Annotated in this window: 17 protein-coding genes; 13 read left to right on the top strand and 4 right to left on the bottom strand. The window is 68.8% G+C overall.

What is annotated here, in order from left to right; genetic code table 11:
- Window positions 1–3: 3 nt before the first annotated feature.
- Window positions 4–1167, top strand: a complete 1164-nt coding sequence (locus C665_RS03970) for a glycosyltransferase family 4 protein (protein WP_012586151.1) — start codon at window positions 4–6, stop codon at window positions 1165–1167.
- A gap of 155 nt (window positions 1168–1322) precedes the next feature.
- Window positions 1323–1799 carry a PD-(D/E)XK nuclease domain-containing protein gene (locus tag C665_RS03965; protein ID WP_012586153.1) on the top strand — a complete coding sequence of 159 codons (477 nt, stop codon included), beginning with the start codon at window positions 1323–1325 and terminating at the stop codon, window positions 1797–1799.
- Window positions 1800–1944: 145 nt separating this feature from the next.
- Here C665_RS03965 and C665_RS03960 read toward each other — a convergent pair whose 3' ends face one another.
- Window positions 1945–2418, bottom strand: coding sequence for a Uma2 family endonuclease (locus C665_RS03960; protein WP_004300702.1), 474 nt, complete (start codon window positions 2416–2418; stop codon window positions 1945–1947).
- 12 nt (window positions 2419–2430) lie between these two features.
- Window positions 2431–2586, bottom strand: coding sequence for a hypothetical protein (locus C665_RS21055; protein ID WP_245537137.1), 156 nt, complete (start codon window positions 2584–2586; stop codon window positions 2431–2433).
- Between the two features lie 98 nt (window positions 2587–2684).
- Between C665_RS21055 and C665_RS03955 the strand changes: the two genes are divergently transcribed.
- The 4 genes from C665_RS03955 (at window position 2685) to rfbC (ending at window position 6768) form a co-directional block, all read left to right on the top strand.
- Window positions 2685–3248 carry a Uma2 family endonuclease gene (locus C665_RS03955; protein WP_004300697.1) on the top strand — a complete coding sequence of 188 codons (564 nt, stop codon included), beginning with the start codon at window positions 2685–2687 and terminating at the stop codon, window positions 3246–3248.
- Window positions 3249–3471: 223 nt separating this feature from the next.
- Window positions 3472–5025: a phosphomannomutase gene (locus C665_RS03950; protein ID WP_004300695.1), complete on the top strand. Its 1554-nt coding sequence runs from the start codon at window positions 3472–3474 to the stop codon at window positions 5023–5025.
- A 331-nt stretch (window positions 5026–5356) separates the two neighbouring features.
- Window positions 5357–6235: a glucose-1-phosphate thymidylyltransferase RfbA gene (rfbA, locus tag C665_RS03945; RefSeq protein WP_004300693.1), complete on the top strand. Its 879-nt coding sequence runs from the start codon at window positions 5357–5359 to the stop codon at window positions 6233–6235.
- Window positions 6232–6768, top strand: a complete 537-nt coding sequence (rfbC, locus tag C665_RS03940) for a dTDP-4-dehydrorhamnose 3,5-epimerase (RefSeq protein ID WP_004300691.1) — start codon at window positions 6232–6234, stop codon at window positions 6766–6768. The genes rfbA and rfbC overlap by 4 nt, the downstream gene beginning before the upstream one ends.
- Window positions 6769–7158: 390 nt before the next feature.
- Here rfbC and msbA read toward each other — a convergent pair whose 3' ends face one another.
- Window positions 7159–8919 carry a lipid A export permease/ATP-binding protein MsbA gene (gene msbA, locus C665_RS03935; protein WP_004300689.1) on the bottom strand — a complete coding sequence of 587 codons (1761 nt, stop codon included), beginning with the start codon at window positions 8917–8919 and terminating at the stop codon, window positions 7159–7161.
- Window positions 8920–9204: 285 nt separating this feature from the next.
- Window positions 9205–12024: a DNA polymerase I gene (gene polA, locus C665_RS03930; protein WP_004300688.1), complete on the bottom strand. Its 2820-nt coding sequence runs from the start codon at window positions 12022–12024 to the stop codon at window positions 9205–9207.
- A gap of 23 nt (window positions 12025–12047) precedes the next feature.
- On the opposite strand from polA, the gene C665_RS03925 reads away from it, so the two are divergent.
- The 7 genes from C665_RS03925 to nadD form a co-directional block, all read left to right on the top strand.
- The gene (locus tag C665_RS03925) at window positions 12048–12773 is read left to right on the top strand and encodes an LOG family protein (RefSeq protein ID WP_004300686.1); all 726 of its coding nucleotides are present in this window, start codon (window positions 12048–12050) and stop codon (window positions 12771–12773) included.
- A 45-nt stretch (window positions 12774–12818) separates the two neighbouring features.
- Window positions 12819–13139, top strand: a complete 321-nt coding sequence (locus C665_RS03920) for a DUF2782 domain-containing protein (protein ID WP_004300684.1) — start codon at window positions 12819–12821, stop codon at window positions 13137–13139.
- Window positions 13136–13702, top strand: coding sequence for a DNA-deoxyinosine glycosylase (locus tag C665_RS03915; protein ID WP_004300681.1), 567 nt, complete (start codon window positions 13136–13138; stop codon window positions 13700–13702). Before C665_RS03920 ends, C665_RS03915 begins: the two co-directional genes overlap by 4 nt.
- A gap of 30 nt (window positions 13703–13732) precedes the next feature.
- Complete coding sequence (locus tag C665_RS03910) at window positions 13733–14689, top strand: homoserine kinase (protein WP_004300679.1); 957 nt, start codon at window positions 13733–13735, stop codon at window positions 14687–14689.
- A gap of 50 nt (window positions 14690–14739) precedes the next feature.
- On the top strand, window positions 14740–15747 hold the full coding sequence (locus C665_RS03905; RefSeq protein ID WP_004300677.1) for a BPSS1780 family membrane protein: 1008 nt from the start codon (window positions 14740–14742) through the stop codon (window positions 15745–15747).
- 13 nt (window positions 15748–15760) lie between these two features.
- The gene (locus C665_RS03900; protein WP_245537136.1) at window positions 15761–16564 is read left to right on the top strand and encodes a BPSS1780 family membrane protein; all 804 of its coding nucleotides are present in this window, start codon (window positions 15761–15763) and stop codon (window positions 16562–16564) included.
- The coding region (gene nadD, locus C665_RS03895; RefSeq protein ID WP_004300673.1) for a nicotinate-nucleotide adenylyltransferase at window positions 16554–17080 on the top strand (527 nt) is incomplete at its 3' end. The genes C665_RS03900 and nadD, both read left to right, overlap by 11 nt.

The following is a 17080-nucleotide window of genomic DNA, read 5'->3' as shown; positions in this document are numbered from 1 at the left end:
ACGGTGAAAGTACTGCTATTCGCCAATACCGATTGGTATCTGTTCAACTTTCGACGATCACTAGCTCTCGCGCTTCGCGACGCTGGGTACGAGGTCCTTCTGGTCTCACCAGCCGGCCCCTATGGCCCCAGACTGACCCAAATGGGTCTGCGATGGTTGCCTGCGCCTATGAAGCGGCGCAGCCTCAACCCTTGGCGCGAGCTCGCCTTGATATTCTGGCTACGACGACTACTGATCGAAGAGCGGGTAGAGCTAGTCCATGGGTTTACCATAAAGAATGCGATCTATGGATCGCTGGCGGCAAGGCTGGCCGGCGTTCAGGCACGTATCAATGCAGTGGCCGGCATGGGCTACGTTTTCAGCAGCGACGACCTTAAGGCGCGCCTGCTGCGCCCGATCGTACGTGCCCTGCTTCGGCTGGCGCTAAAGGGTCCTGATGCACGTCTCATCCTGCAGAATCCCGATGATGTAGAACTTTTCAGGAGGACGGGACTAGCCACACCCGAGGGGATACGGTTGATTCTGGGCTCGGGCGTGGACTGCAATCGGTTCAGTCCGGTAGAGCAGGCACGTGAGCGCACCTCGGCTCTTAAGGTGCTTCTACCGGCCCGCTTGCTATGGGACAAGGGTATTGCGGAGTTCGTAGAGGCTGCTCGGCAGCTCAAAAACACCGGCAGGAACATTGACTTTCTGCTAGCGGGGGAGCCGGACAAGGGCAACCCTGCAGCGGTCCCCGAGGAACAGGTGGCGGGCTGGCAGCACGACGGCCTGTTGCAGTGGTTGGGGCATGTGGACGATATGCCCGGGCTCTATCGCACAGTGGATCTCGTGGTGCTGCCCAGCTACCGTGAAGGGTTGCCGAAAGGCCTGATCGAGGCCTGTGCTTGCGGATTGCCAATCATCACGACAGATGTCCCAGGCTGTCGCGAAGTCGTTGCCAACGGCGAAAACGGCCTTCTGATCCCGATCAAGGCTCCGGGCGCACTGGCGGATGCCATTGCGATGCTCGACGACAATGTTGATCTGAGAGTCCACATGGGCGCCAATGCACGCAAGAAGGCGCTAGCGGAATTCGACGAAAGGATCATCCTGCAACAAACACTCTCTGTGTACAGCGAACTGCTGCGCAGAGGCCGGCACCACTTGAAATCGAGCAATGAGCAATGAAATCCCTCCTCGCTTTCGTCTTCCCGGGCCCTCTGGGTCAAAATAGCAGCTGTCGACTCGATAGAATCTGAAACTTGAGGGCGATAGCGGAAGAACGAAATACCCCAACCTCGAGGTGCAGGCCAGCCTCAACGGCAGCGGTGCTGGCGGGCCTGGTGGGCGGTGAGACGCTGCTGTCGGGCCAGCACACCGGCCAGCTGTATCGCCGGCTGATGGCCAACGATTTCGCCGGGCTGCAGCGGCTGATCACCGCCTTCTTCGCCAGCATTCCGCACGATTGGTACCGCAACAACCCGATTGCCCGATACGAGGGCTACTACGCCAGCGTCTTCTACAGCCACTTCGCCGCGCTGGGGCTGGACATCCGGCTGGAGGATGCGACCAACAAGGGCCGTATCGACATGGCGGTGCTGTTCAACGGGCAGGTGTATCTGTTCGAGTTCAAGGTGGTGGAGCTGGTGCCCGAGGGCAAGGCCTTGCAGCAGTTGCGCGATCGGGCCTATGCCGACAAGTACCGCGCCCGCGGCGAGCCGATCCACCTGATCGGCGTGGAGCTCAGCCGGGAAAGCCGCAGCGTGGTGGGATTCGAGGTGGACAGCGTCGGAGCGCGGAGCGGCGAGCGACACGGCTGAGGGCGCTGCCATGGGTAGCGATCGCGACTTGCGTCGCTCCTACAGGCGCCTCCGGAAGCGCAGCGGTTTGCCGTAGGAGCGACGCAAGTCGCGATTTCTGCGTTCCACCCTTCCTCGCTGCGACGAGTTCAGGCACGGAATCCGCTCACAACTCGACATCCTCGTACAGACCCTCCAGCACCAGCTCGGTCCCCACGCTTTCCAGCCTCACCACGTCGCCCTCGCCCGCCGGGTGCAGCACCCACAGCCCCTCGCGGTTCTTGCGGAAAAGGTCGGCGTGCTTGCGGTCCTGCTCGACCAGCAGGTATTCCTGCAGGGTATCGATCTGCTGGTAGTGCTCGAACTTGCGACCGCGATCGAACGCGGCGGTGGAGTCGGAGAGGACCTCGATGATCAGCGCCGGGTGCTGCTTGGCCAGGCTGGCCTCGGGCTGGCGGTCGCGCGGGTCGCAGGTGACGAAGACGTCGGGGTAGAAGACGGCGTCGGCGCGGTCGACGCGCAGCTTCATGCCGGAGATGAAGGCGCGGCAAGGCTTGCCGGCAAGTGCGACCTTCAGGTTCGTCGCGGTGTTGAGCAGGATCGTGTAATGCGCATCCGTGCCACTGGACATGGCGAACACCTCGCCGCCGAGCTACTCGTGGCGTTCGGGCTGATCCTCTTCCCACGCCATGTAAGCGTCGATGCCGAAATCGGGTCTGCGCTTGGGCAAGTCCATGGCGGGAACTCCTTCGTTTAGTCGAGCATAGCGGGTCGATTTGGGACAGAAAACCGGGGTCAGGTCTTTCATTTGCTCGCCGCCCCGCCCATATCCTTCGGCGTGCATCGAGCGCCCCGCCCTCGCCCTGCTAGACTTCAGCCATATCAAGGATCGGGAGCTCGCCCATTATGGCCCTGCCTCAACCCGCCGCGCGCTTCGAGCGCGCGGATTTCTTCGCCTGGGAAGCCGAACAGCCCATGAAGCACGACTACGTCGCCGGCGAGGTGTTCGCCCAGGCCGGGGCGCGGCAGGATCACGTCGTCGTGGCCCTGAACATCGCCACCTCGCTGCGCCAGAAGCTTCGCGGCACGCCCTGCCGCGCCTACATCTCCGACATGCAGCTCGAAGTGGTGCAGGCCGACGCGGTTTTGTACCCCGACGTGATGGTGAGCTGCCACCCCGAAGACCTCGCCGCCGAGCGCGTACTGCATCATCCGCGCGTGATCATCGAGGTGTTGAGCGACAGCACCGCCGCCTACGACCGCGGTGCGAAGTTCGCCGCGTATCGCATGCTCGACAGCCTGCAGGAGTACGTGCTGGTCGATCCGGAGCGACGCAGCGTCGAGATCTTCCGCCGCCTGCCCTCCAACGATTGGCTGCTCGCCACCGGCGACAGCGCGCGCGGCCTGGTGCTGGCGGCACTGGAGCTGGAGATCGGGCTGGACGAGGTGTTCGAGGACGTCGGCGCCTGAAATGCACATATACGAGTAGCGCCCGCGGTTTCGCTTTTGTAGGAGCGACGCAAGTCGCGATCCAAGCGTCCGGGATCTGCAATACGCCCGGAGCAACCGGATCGCCGGATCGCCGGATCGCGACTTGCGTCGCTCCTACATAAGGACCCTACGGAAGGCTGCCGCACGATCGGCACGCGCGGGCGACATCCACTTTCTCCATCCCCCGATTCACCGACATCCGATGAACACACGACTCCACCACCTCGCCGAGGCCCACAACGCGCGCTTCGGCACCAGCGGCGTGCGCGGCCTCGTCAGCGACCTCTCCGACGCGGTCTGCTACGCCTACGCGCAGGCCTTCCTGCGCAGCATTGCGACCGACAGCGCGCGCGTCGTCGTCGGGCACGACCTGCGCCCGAGCAGCCCGCGCATCGCCGCGGCCTGCATCCAGGCGATCCGCGACGCGGGGCGCGAGGCGGTGTTCGTCGGCGCCCTGCCCACGCCCGCGCTCGCCTACTACTGCGCGCTGCAGCGCGCTCCGGGCATCGTCGTCACCGGCAGCCACATCCCCTTCGACCGCAACGGCATCAAGTTCTATCGCGCCGACGGCGAGATCGACAAGGCGGACGAGCAGGCGATCCTCGATGCGGAGGTGGCCGTGCCCGATGCGCTGTCGCCGGCGCCCCTGCCCGCGGTGGACGCCTCCGCGCTGGAGGCCTACGTGGCGCGCTACACCGCCTTCTTCGGCGAAGGCGCGCTCGCCGGGATGCGCGTGGCGCTGTACGAGCACTCGAGCGTGGCGCGCGACGTGCTGCGCACGGTGTTCGAGCGCCTCGGCGCCGAGGTCCTGTCGCTCGGGCGCACCGACACCTTCGTGCCGATCGACACCGAGGCCGTGCGCGCCGAGGACATCGCGCAGGCGCGCGCATGGGCGCAGGCGCATCGCTTCGACGCCATCCTGTCGACCGACGGCGATGCCGACCGCCCGCTGATCGGCGACGAGACCGGCACCTGGCTGCGCGGCGACGTGGTGGGCATCCTGTGCGCGCAGTATCTGCACGCCGACGTGGTGGTGACGCCGGTGAGCAGCAACACCGCAGTGGAGAAGTGCGGCGCGTTCCGGCAGGTGCTGCGGACGCGCATCGGCTCGCCCTACGTGATCGCCGGAATGGACGCGCAGCGCGGCGCGGGGCGGGTGGTGGGCTACGAGGCGAACGGGGGATTCCTGCTCGGGAGCGATGTCGAGTATGGGGAGGCGATCGGGGCAAGTGCGGCGGAAACCGCCAGCGTTGGGGCGGGCAGCGTTGGGACGGGCGGCTTTGGATCTGCCGAAGTTGCGACGGATGGGCCCGAGGCGACGCAGAAATGCTTGCCCGCCGGCGCAGCACGGCTCAAGGCCCTGCCCACGCGCGATTCGCTGCTGCCGATGCTGGCCCTGCTGGCCATGGCGCGCGCCAAGGGCTGTCCAGTGTCGCAGCTGGCCGATGCCCTGCCGCGCCGCTTCACCGCGAGCGACCGCATCCAGAACGTGCCGACCGAGTTCAGCCGCGCCTTGATCGCGCGCCTGCAGCAGACCCCCGCGGAGGCGGCCGCGCTGATGGCGCCGGACGCCGGCGACGTGATCGCGATCGATACCACCGACGGCTTGCGCACGAGCTTCGCCACCGGCGAGATCGTGCACCTGCGCCCCTCCGGCAACGCCCCCGAGCTGCGCTGCTACGCCGAGGCCGCCGACGAGCCCCGCGCCCGCGCCCTGTGCGATGCCTGCCTCGCCCGCATCGCCGCCTCCGCGTAGGAGCGACGCAAGTCGCGATGGGCCGTCCAGACACCGATCCGCTGCGGACATCCGAACGCCGCGATCGCGACTTGCGTCGCTCCTACAGGCCAAGCCGAGCGCCAATGAACGCGCCGGTTCCCGTAGGAGCGACGCAAGTCGCGATCGCGGCGCCTGACCACGCAAGGACCGCATCGATGGCTCCCCGCACGCACGACGTGCATCGCGCCCTCCGACGGTCACGCCGGCGGCTCGATGGCGTAGACTTCCAACCGGAAACGACTCGCACCCCATCGCCGCACGCACTTCGTCACCAGACCGTCCGCTCCCTCTCACCCAGGACCTTCGAACCATGAAAGGCATCATCCTCGCCGGCGGCTCCGGCACCCGGCTGCATCCGATCACGCGCGGCGTCTCCAAGCAGCTGCTGCCGATCTACGACAAGCCGATGATCTACTACCCGCTGTCCGTGCTGATGCTCGCCGGCATCCGCGAGATCCTGGTGATCTCGACCCCGGACGACCTGCCCAACTTCCGCAAGCTGCTCGGCGACGGCTCGGACTTCGGCATCGCGCTGAGCTACGCCGAGCAGCCCTCGCCCGACGGCCTGGCGCAGGCCTTCCTGATCGGCGAGGAGTTCATCGGCGACGACCACGTCTGCCTGATCCTGGGTGACAACATCTTCTACGGCTACGGCTTCAGCGCCATGCTGCGCGAGGCGGCGCGCCGCGAGCGCGGGGCGACGGTGTTCGGCTACCACGTCTCCGACCCCGAGCGCTTCGGCGTGGTCGAGTTCGACGCCAGCGGCAGGGCGATCTCGATCGAGGAGAAGCCCAAGGCGCCCAAGTCGAACTACGCGGTCACCGGGCTGTACTTCTACGACAACTCGGTGGTGGAGATCGCCAGGCAGGTGAAGCCCTCGGCACGCGGCGAGCTCGAGATCACCGACGTCAACAACGCCTACCTGCAGCGCGGCGATCTGCACGTGAGCCTGCTCGGACGCGGCTTCGCCTGGCTGGACACGGGCACGCACGATTCGCTGATGGAGGCGAGCCACTTCGTGCAGACCATCGAGGCGCGCCAGGGCCTGAAGGTGGCCTGCCTGGAGGAGATCGCCTACAACCAGGGCTGGCTGTCGGCCGCGCAACTGGCCCGCCAGGCCGAAGCGCTGAGCAAGACCGGCTACGGCCAGTATCTCAAGCGCCTGCTGCGCCAGGAGGGCGGGCAATGAAGGTGATCGAGACCGCACTGCCCGGGGTGCTGATCATCGAGCCGAAGGCCTTCGGCGACCACCGCGGCTTCTTCCTCGAGACCTTCCAGGTCGAGCGCTACCGCGAGGCGGGCATCACCCTGCCCTTCGTGCAGGACAACCACTCGCGCTCGCAGCGCGGCGTGCTGCGCGGGCTGCATTTCCAGACGACGCGCCCGCAGGGCAAGCTGGTGAGCGTGAGCCGCGGGGCGGTGTATGACGTCGCGGTGGACATCGACCCGGCCTCGGCGACGTATGGCAAGTTCGTCGGCGTCGAACTGAACGACGACAACCACCGCCAGATGTGGGTGCCACCCGGGTATGCGCACGGGTTCTGCGTGCTCAGCGAGGTGGCGGACTTCCAGTACAAGTGCACCGATTTCTACTTCCCGGCGGACGAGGGCGGTCTGGCATGGAACGACCCGGACGTGGGGATCCCGTGGCCGATCGAAGCGCCGCAGCTGTCGGCGAAGGACGCGAACAACCCCCGCCTGCGGGATCTGAAGCGCGCGTAGGAGCGACGCGAGTCGCGATGCACGGCTCCGATGCGGATCGCGGTCGGTCCATCGCCCGATCGCGACTTGCGTCGCTCCCACGAAAACCGGCGCAGGCGTAGATGTAGGAGCGACGCGAGTCGCGATGCACGACTCCGATGCGGATCGCGGTCGATCCATCGCCCGATCGCGACTTGCGTCGCTCCCACGAAAACCGGCGCGGGCGTAGATGTAGGAGCGACGCGAGTCGCGATGCACGGCTCCGATGCGGATCGCGGTGGGTCCATCGCCCGATCGCGACTTGCTTCGCTCCTACGAAAACCGGCGCGGGCGTAGATGTAGGAGCGACGCGAGTCGCGATTGCGGCGGCGGAGCGATCGCTGCGCGGCTCGATACGCGCACGATCGCAACTCAAGCTGCGGCGTCCGGCTCGATCCCCATCGCCTGCAGGCGCGCGTAGACGCCGCCGCGGGCCACCAGCTCCGCATGCGTGCCGCGCTCGACGATGCGGCCGGCCTCCATCACCAGGATCTGGTCCGCCTTCTCGATCGTCGACAGCCGGTGCGCGATGACGATGGTCGTACGTCCCTCCATCAGGCGCTCGATCGCCGCCTGGATCAGCCGCTCCGACTCGGTATCCAGCGCGGACGTCGCCTCGTCCAGAATCAGGATGGGCGCGTTCTTCAGCAGCGCGCGCGCGATCGCGAGGCGCTGGCGCTGGCCGCCGGAAAGGAGCACGCCGTTCTCGCCGATCTCGGTATCGAAGCCCTGCGGCAGGCGGTCGATGAACTCGCGCGCGTTGGCCGCTTCGGCGGCGGCGACGATCTGCTCGCGGCTGGCGCCGGCGAGCTCGCCGTAGGCGATGTTCTGCGCCACGGTGCCATTGAAGAGCGTGACCTGCTGCGTCACCAGCGCGATATGGTGGCGCAGGTTGGCCAGCCTGTAGTCCTCGACCGCAACGCCATCGACCAGCAGCCGGCCCTCGTCGTGCTGGTAGAAGCGCGGGATGAGGTTGGCGAGCGTGGATTTGCCGCTGCCGGACTTGCCGACGAGCGCGATCATCTGGCCGGGTTCGGCCTTGAAGTCGATGCCTTGCAGCGCCTTGCCTTCGGCGCCGGGGTAGGTGAAGCCCAGCCCCGTCGCCTCGACGCGGCCGACGACGCGCTCGCGCTCGACCGTGCCGGCGTCGGGCTCGGGCGCCTCGTCGAGCTGCTCGAAGATGCTGTCGGCCGCGGCCACACCGCGCTGGATGCGTGCGCTGACGCCGCCCAGCAGCTGGATCGCGCGCGGCAGCAAGCCGGCGGCGGTGATGTAGGCGACCACGTCGCCGGCCGAGGCGTCGCCGCGCACCTTCAGCACGGTAAAGAGCAGCAGGCCCATCGACGAATACACGATCAGGTGCATCAGCGCCGAGAAGGTCTCCTGCGTGCGCACCATCTTCAACTGGCGCCGGGTGTTGTCGGTGCTCGCCTTGCGGAAGCGCGCGGATTCGTAGGCCTCGCCGCCGAAGCTGCGTACCACGCGGTAGCCCTGGATGGTCTCGGAGGCGACGTGGGTGACCTCGCCCATCGAGGTCTGGATGTTCTTCGACAGGCGGCGGAACTTGCGGCTGGCGTTGGACACCAGCCAGGCGATCGCGGGCAGCACCACGAGCAGGGTCAGGGTGAGGCGCCAGTTCATCCACAGCAGGTAGCCGAGCAGCGCGACGACGGTGAGGCCCTCGCGGAACAGGATCTTGACCGCGTCGGTGGCCGCGTCGGTCACCATCGACACGTTGTAGGTGATCTTGGAGACGAGGTGGCCGGAGTTGTGCGCGTCGTAGAAGCGGTTGGGCAGCACCAGGAAGCTGCCGAAGAGCTGGGTGCGCAGGTCGTGGATGAGGCCGAGCGAGACGCGCGAGATGCCGTAGTTGCCGAGGAAGGTGCCGAGGCCTTCGACCAGCGCGATGACGACGATCATGAGCGGGATGGCGAAGATCAGGTCGAGCGCGTCCACCCAGGGCAGGCCGGTGGCGATCGGCGCGTCCGGGGTGGCGAGGCCGTCGATGAAGTATTTGAGCACGCTGGCCAAGCCCGCCTTGCAGGCGCCCGCGATGGCGAAGCCGAGGATGCTGAGCGCGAAGTAGCCGATGAAGGGTCGGGTGTAGCCGAGCAGGCGGAGGTAGACCTTCATGCTGCTCGCGGGCGGCTTCTCGACGGCGGGGGCGGGCGTGCTGGATGCGATCGGATCGGGTACGGCAGTCATGGCCCGGATGATATGCCAAGCCCGCAAGCGCGCGGCAGCAACGATGGCCGCGGCGTTTCTCGTAGGAGCGACGCGAGTCGCGATCACGGCGCTTCCGGGACCGCCTGCGTCATTCGACCGCCGGATCGCGACTTGCGTCGCTCCTACCGGAGATTTCGGAAGCCCGGCGGTTCTCGTAGGAGCGACGCGAGTCGCGATTGCGGCGCTTCCGCCTCAGTGGGCCTCGTCCCAGTTGTCGCCGGCGCCGACCTCCACCAGCAGCGGCACCTTCAGCGTGGCGACGCCACCCATCAGCCGGGGCAGCTCTTCCCGCACCGTTTCGAGCTCGGCCTCGGGTACCTCGAGCACCAGCTCGTCGTGCACCTGCAGCACCAGCTTCGACTTCAAGCCGCAGGAAGCCAGCCAGGCGTCGGTCGCGATCATCGCCTTCTTGATGAGGTCGGCGGCCGTGCCCTGCATCGGCGCGTTGATCGCCGCACGCTCGGCGCCGGCGCGGCGGCCGGCCTGGCTGGCGCGGATGTCGGGCAGGTAGAGGCGACGGCCGAAGACGGTCTCGACGTAGCCCTGCTCGCGCGCCTCGACGCGGGTGCGGTCCATGTACTCTGCAACGCCGGGGTAGCGCGCGAAGTAGCGGTCGATCCAGGCCTGCGCGGCGGCGCGCTCGATGCCGAGGTTCTTGGCCAGGCCATGCGCGCTCATGCCGTAGATGAGACCGAAGTTGATCACCTTGGCGTAGCGGCGCTGCTCGCTCGTCACCTCGGCCGGCGCCACGCCGAAGACCTCGCCGGCGGTGGCGCGGTGCACGTCCTCGCCGCGGGCGAAGGCTTCGAGCAGGCGGGCGTCGTCCGACAGGTGGGCCATGATGCGCAGCTCGATCTGCGAGTAGTCGGCCGAGACGATGAGATGATCGCGCGGCGCGATGAAGGCGGCGCGGATGCGGCGGCCTTCGGGCGTGCGAATCGGGATGTTCTGCAGGTTGGGCTCGGAGCTCGACAGCCGGCCGGTGACCGCGGTGGCCTGCGAGAAGCTGGTGTGCACGCGACCGGTGCGCGGATTGACCATGCGCGGCAGCTTGTCGGCGTAGGTGCTCTTGAGCTTGGACAGGCCGCGGTGCTCGAGCAGGAGCTTGGGCAAGGGGTAGTCCTCGGCGAGCTTCTCCAGCACCTCCTCGTCGGTGGAGGGCTGGCCGGTGGCGGTCTTCTTGACCACGGGCAGGCCGAGCTTGCCGAACAGGATCTCGCCGAGCTGCTTGGGCGAGCCGAGGTTGAAGGGCTGGCCGGCGAGCGCATGTGCCTCGCCCTCGAGCGTGTACAGGCGGCGGCCGAGCTCCTCCGAGTGCTGGCCGAGCAGGAAGGGGTCGATCAGCACCCCGGTGCGTTCCATGCGCTGCAGCACGCCGAGCACCGGCATCTCGAGCTCGCGGTAAAGCGCTTCGAGCTGCGGCAGGGCCTGGAGCTGCGGGCACAGGTGCTGGTGCAGGCGCAGGGTGACATCGGCGTCCTCGGCGGCGTATTCGGTGGCGCGCGCGACATCGACCTCGTCGAAGCCGATCTGCTTGGCACCCTTGCCGCAGACCTCCGTATAAGGGATCGTCGCGAGGCCGAGATGGCGCTTGGCGAGCGAATCCATGTCGTGCGCCTTGTCGCTCTCCAGCACGTAGGATTCGAGCAGGGTGTCATGCGCGATGCCGCGCAGCGCGATACCGTGGTTGGCGAGCACGTGGGCGTCGTACTTGAGGTTCTGCCCGAGCTTGGCGTGCCGGTCGGATTCGAACCAGGGCCTGAGCCTGTCGAGCACCTCGTCCAGCGGCAACTGCTCCGGCGCCTCTGGCAACTGCGCGGCACCGCGGTGCGCCAGCGGCAGGTAGGCCGCCTCGCCCGGCTCGACCGCGAAGGACATCCCGACCAGCCTGGCCGCCATCGGGTCGAGGCTGGTGGTCTCGGTGTCGAAGGCGGTGAGCTCGGCAGCGGAGATCTTCGCCAGCCAGGCGTCGAAGGTCGGCCAGTCGAGGATGGGAAGATAGACCGGGGTCAGGTCTTTCATTTGCTCATCCGCGGAGATTGCGCACACCCCGCCCTCCCCTGGCGTCGTGGTCGCAGCCTCGGAAATCGGGGTCTGTCCCCGATTTTCCTGGCGGTCGAAGCGGCGCGCATCGGACGCGGCCTTCGAGGCGGCGACACTCTCCGCACCGCCATCCAGATCCTTCAGCCATGACTTGAACTCGAAGCGCTCGTAGAGCGCGCGCAGCGCCGCCTTGTCGTCCGCGCGCGCCGGCAGCTCGTCCAGCCCCACCGGCAGCTCCACATCCGTCGCCACCGTCACCAGCTTCCGGCCCAGCGGCAGAAAGTCCAGATGCCTGCGCAGGTTCTCGCCGACCTTGCCGCCCACCTTGTCGGCGTTGGCGACGAGGTTGTCGAGCGTGCCGTACTCGGTCAGCCACTTCACCGCGGTCTTGGGACCGCACTTCTCCACGCCCGGCACGTTGTCCACCGTGTCGCCCACCAGCGCGAGGTAGTCGACGATGCGCTCCGGCGGAACGCCGAACTTGGCCGCCACGCCGGCCTCGTCGAGCACTTCCTCGCTCATCGTGTTGACCCAGCGCACGCCGGGGCGCACGAGCTGGGTGAGGTCCTTGTCGCCGGTCGAGATCACCACCTCCCAGCCGCGCTCGAGCGCCAGGCGGGTGAGCGTGCCGATGACGTCGTCCGCTTCCACGCCCTCCACCGACAGCAGCGGCCAGCCCTCGGCCCGCACCGCCTCGTGCAGCGGCGCGATCTGCGCGCGCAGGTCGTCGGGCATCGGCGGGCGGTGGGACTTGTATTCGGGATACCAGTCGTCGCGGAAGGTCTTGCCCTTGGCGTCGAAGACGCAGGCGCGAAATTCTGCCTTGTAGTCGCTTTCCAGCCGCCTTAGCATCGACAGCACCCCCCGGATCGCGCCCGTCGGCTCGCCCTGCGAATTGCGCAGGTCGGGCAGGGCATGGAAGGCGCGATAGAGATAGCTGGAGCCGTCGACGAGCAGCAGGGTGGGCATTCCGAATCCTAGAGAACAACAACATGACCGCGAAAGACAAACTCCCCCGCAGCGTGCCCGACAGCACCGCACCGCGCTTCAACGCGCGCGAATCCTGGCGGATCTTCGGGATTATGGCAGAGTTCGTGGAGGCGACCGAACGCCTGGCGGCGATCCGGCCGGCGGTCTCGATCTTCGGCAGCGCACGCACGCCGCCCGACCACAAGTACTACATGCTCACCGAAAAGATCGCCCGCCTGCTGTCGGATTCGGGCTTCGCGGTGATCTCGGGCGGCGGTCCGGGAATCATGGAGGCGGCCAACAAGGGCGCCTTCTTCGGCAAGAGTCCCTCGGTGGGGCTCAACATCCAGCTGCCGCTGGAGCAGGCCGCCAACCCCTACCAGGACATCTCGCAGACCTTCCAGCACTTCTTCGCGCGCAAGTTCATGTTCGTGAAGTTCGCCACCGCCTACGTGGTGATGCCGGGCGGCTTCGGCACCCTCGACGAGCTGCTCGAGGCGATGACGCTGATCCAGACCAGGAAGAGCCGCAAGATTCCGATCATCCTGGTGCACCGCCCGTTCTGGCAGGGCCTGCTCGACTGGCTGCGCGAGCGCCTGGTCGCCGAAGGCATGATCAACGCCGAAGACCTCGACCTGGTGCAGGTGATCGACGAGCCCGAGGAGGTGGTCGAGGCCATCTTCAAGCATTACGAGCGGCGCGGTTTCCAGCCCCTTCCGGCCGAGCGCGAGATGATGCTGAACCTTTGAGTGCCGCATTACCGGCTAGAATTGCAGCATCTTCCGGAGAACATCATGCGCCGCACCCTGATCGTCCTGTGGCTGGCCGCCGCCGTGCCGGCCTTCGCCCAGCAGCCCGCGAACCTCGAACCGATCCCCGAGCCGCCGCCGATGCCCGCCGAGGGCGCAGCCGACGAACCCGAGGTCACCATCGTCAAGCGCGGCGAGGACACCGTCACCGAATACCGCCTGCGCGGCAAGCTCTACATGGTCAAGGTCACACCGCCCCACGGCGTGCCCTACTACCTGATCGACAAGGAAGGCAACGGCCAGATGGTGCGCCACGACGGCACGCCCGAACTCGCCGTGCCGATGTGGGTGATCAAGTCCTGGTGAGCACGACCGCCGCACCGCTGGTGCGCAGCTTTGCCCCGCTGTTCCGCGCCGACGCGCGCGTGCTGGTGCTCGGTAGCATGCCCGGCACGGCCTCGCTCGCCGCCGCGCAGTATTACGCGCATCCGCGCAACGCCTTCTGGCCGATCATGGGCGCGCTCTTCGGCGCCGGAGCGGAACTCCCCTACGCGCAGCGGCTCGAGCGCCTCGCCGCCGCCGGCGTCGCGCTGTGGGACGTCATCGGCCGCTGCGAGCGCGCCGGCAGCCTCGACAGCGCGATCGCGCCCGACAGCATCGAGGCCAACGACTTCGCCGGCCTCTTCGCCGCCTGCCCCGACATCGGCCACGTCTTCTTCAACGGCACCGCCGCCGAGACCGCCTTCCGCCGCCATGTGCGCGGCCGCATCGCGCTGCCGCCGCTGCACTTCACCCGCCTGCCCTCGACCAGCCCGGCACACGCCGCGCGCGGGCTGGAGGCCAAGCTCGCCGCCTGGCAGGTCGTGAAGGCTGCAGCGCACCGCGCGGCCGCAGCCCGCATCGAGATCCCTGCCGCCCAGGCCGCCTGACCCCATCCGACCGTCTTACCCGGAGTCCGCATGTCCGTCTTCACCCCCGTTCCCGAATCCGTGCTCGCCGACTGGCTCAAGGACTACGCCATCGGCCGCCTGGTGGAACTCGAGGGCATCTCGGCCGGCGTGCAGAACAGCAACTTTTTCGTCACCACCACGCTCGGGCGCTACGTGCTGACGCTCTTCGAGGGCATCCCGCGCGCCGAGCTGCCCTACTACCTGCACCTGATGGCGCACCTGTCGCGCCACGGCCTGCCCGTGCCGGGCCCGATCGCCAACCGCCACAATGAATACCTCGGCACCCTGCAGGAGCGCCCCGCCGCACTGGTGGTACGGCTCTCGGGCCGCTCCGAGATGAGCCCCGGCCTGGCGCACTGCGGGAGGGTCGGCGCCATGCTCGCCGGCCTGCACCTGGCCGGCCAGTCCTACGGCCGCCGCCAGGAAAACCCGCGCGGCGCCGCCTGGCGCGCCGCCACCGCGCAGGTGCTGCGGCCCTTCCTGCCCGCCGACGAACAGACCCTGCTCGACGCCGAGATCGCCTTCCAGGCCACGATCGACGTCGCCGCACTGCCCGCCGGCGCGATCCACGCCGATCTCTTCCGCGACAACGTGCTGTGGGACACCGATGCCGACGGCGGGGTGCGCATCGGCGGTGTCATCGACTTCTACTTCGCCGGCTACGACGCGCTGCTGTTCGACGTCGCCGTCACCGTCAACGACTGGTGCTCCACCCCCGACGGCGGGCTGGATGCCGAGCGTGCCGCCGCGCTGCTCGACGCCTACCACGCCGAGCGCCCTTTCACCGACGCCGAGCGCGCCGCCTGGCCGGCCATGCTGCGCGCGGCCGCGCTGCGCTTCTGGATGTCGCGCGCGGCCGACTTCCACCTGCCGCGCGCGGGCGAGATGGTGCTGGTGAAGGACCCGAACGAGTACCGCGACATCCTGCGCCTGCGCATCGCCACGGCGCCGCCCCTGCCGCGCTGACGCCGCCCCGCCCGCTCTGTCACGCCCGCCCCATCCCCGACCCGACGCCGATGAACGCCACCCTGCCCCCGCCCCGCCGCCCGCATCCGCCGCCGCCCGCCCCCGGCGACGTGGTGCCCGGCCACGCCCTCGACTGGCTCGCCGCCGGGTGGCGCATCTTCATGCGGGCGCCGCTGGTGTGGGCGCTGCAGGCGCTGATCTTCTTCGTGATCCTCGCCGCGCTCGGCATGGTGCCCTTCCTCGGCTGGGCGGCCGCACCCGTGACCCTGCCGGTGCTCGTCGCGGGCATGCTCTCCGGTGCGCGCACACTCGACCGCGGAGAGCGCCTGCACGTCGGCCAGCTCTTCGACGGCCTGCGCCAGCATGCCGGCAACCTGCTGCTGGTCGGCCTCTTCCACCTCCTCGGCCTGCTGCTCGCGGCGCTGGCCGCGGCCGCGATCGGCGGTAGCGCGATGCTCACCGGCGCGGCGGCGGGCGCGCTCGGCGCGATCGCCGGGGCGGGCGTCGCCGCCGGCGGCATGATGCTCGGCGTGGTGGTGTTCACCGTTTTGTGGGCCCTGCTGATGATGGCGCTGTGGTTCGCCCCGGCGCTGGTGATGCTGCACGAGGTCGCGCCGCTGGATGCGATGAGGCTGTCCGCGCGCGCCTGCTTCCACAACCTGCTCGCCTTCGTGGTGCTCGCCGCGCTGCTCTACGTGCTGGTGTGGGTGGCGATGATCCCCGCCGGCCTGGGCATGCTGGTGCTGGTGCCGATGATCGCCGGCGCGCTTTACGCGGCGTGGAAGGAGACCTTCTCGCCGCTGCTGCCGGCCCCCGCGGCCCCGCCCGCGCCCGCAGCGGGGGCGACGTCGGGCGAAAGCGTCCCGCCCGCCCCCGTGCTGCTCGCGCCTGCGGCCGACCCCGCGCCCGATGACGCAGCCACCTCCGCGGCACCGCCCGCTCCCGAACCGGGCCCCCACCCGGACCTCGCGCCCGGCTCCACTCCCGCCCCCGCGCCCGGCCCCGAATCCGATCCGGCTCCCGACTCCGCGCCAGCGGACACGCCCCCGAAACCCTGACCCCTGGAAACGAATGCAAGCACGACAACTCCCCATGCCGCGCGGCTGGGCCTGGCTGCGCGAAGGCCTGCAGCTGTGGCGGCGCAATCCGGCGCTGCTCACCTTCGCCACCTTCGGCTACCTGCTCTCGATCATCGTGATCAGCCTGGTGCCGCTGCTCGGCCAGCTCGTCGCCTCGCTGCTGATGCCTGCGCTCTCGGTCGGCGTGCTGAACGCCTGCCGCGCCATCGACGGCGGACGCAAGACCGGTCCCGACGTGCTCTTCTCCGGCTTCAAGTCCAACCTGCAGGGCCTGGTGGTGGTCGGCGGGCTCTACCTCGCGGCCACCCTGGTGGTGCTGATGCTGGTGATGCTGGTCGACGACGGCAGCCTGGCCGCTGTGATGCGCGGCGAGGACATGGACGCGCAGGCCGCGGCCGACTCCTCGCTCGGTTTCACCCTGGTGGTCGGCCTGGTGCTGAGCACGCCGGTGATGATGGCCTACTGGTTCGCGCCCGCGCTCGCCGGCTGGTGGAAGCTGCCCGCACCCAAGGCGATGTTCTTCAGCTTCTACGCCTGCCTGCGCAACTGGCGGCCCTTCGTCGCCTACGCGCTCGGGCTGGCGATCTTCGCCGGCCTGCTGCCCGGCCTCGTGGTCGCGGTGCTCGGCCTGCTCTCGCCCACGCTGGGCAGCGTGGCCGCGCTGCCGGTGCCGCTGATCATCCTGCCGATCGTGTTCGCGAGTTTCTACACCGCCACCCGCGACGTGTTCGGCCTCCCCGAGAGCAACCCCGCGCGCGATCCCGCCGCACTCGACGACGCGCGCGATGGCGACTGAGCCCGCGCCTTCGCCGGCCAGAGCCGCTTTCGAGCCGCCCGCCCGGGCCCCGCTCGGCGTGCTCGGCGGCACCTTCGACCCCATCCACACCGGCCACCTGCGCCTCGCCGAAGAAGCGCGCGAGGCGCTCGGCCTCGACGGCGTGCGCTTCATCCCCGCCGGCCAGCCGCCGCACCGCGGCGAGCCCGGCAGCACCGCCGAGGACCGCCTCGCCATGGCACGGCTCGCCACCGCCGGCAACCCCGGCTTCAGCGTGGACGACGGCGAGGTGCGCGCGCAGCAGAAGAGCTACACCGTGCCCACCCTCGAGCGCCTGCGCGCCGAGATCGGCCCGCAGCAGCCGCTGGTGCTGATCCTTGGCGCCGACGCCTTCGCCGGGCTGCCGACCTGGCACCGCTGGACCGATCTGTTCGCGCTCGCCCACATCGCGGTCGCCAACCGCCCCGGCTACGCGCCCCACGGCCGGCGCTGGCCCGCCACCCTGTCGCCCGCGCTCGACGCCGCCTGCGCGGGCCG

The organism is Thauera aminoaromatica S2 (assembly GCF_000310185.1).
Lineage (GTDB): Bacteria > Pseudomonadota > Gammaproteobacteria > Burkholderiales > Rhodocyclaceae > Thauera > Thauera aminoaromatica.
This window is presented reverse-complemented; position numbering and strand designations above follow the sequence as displayed.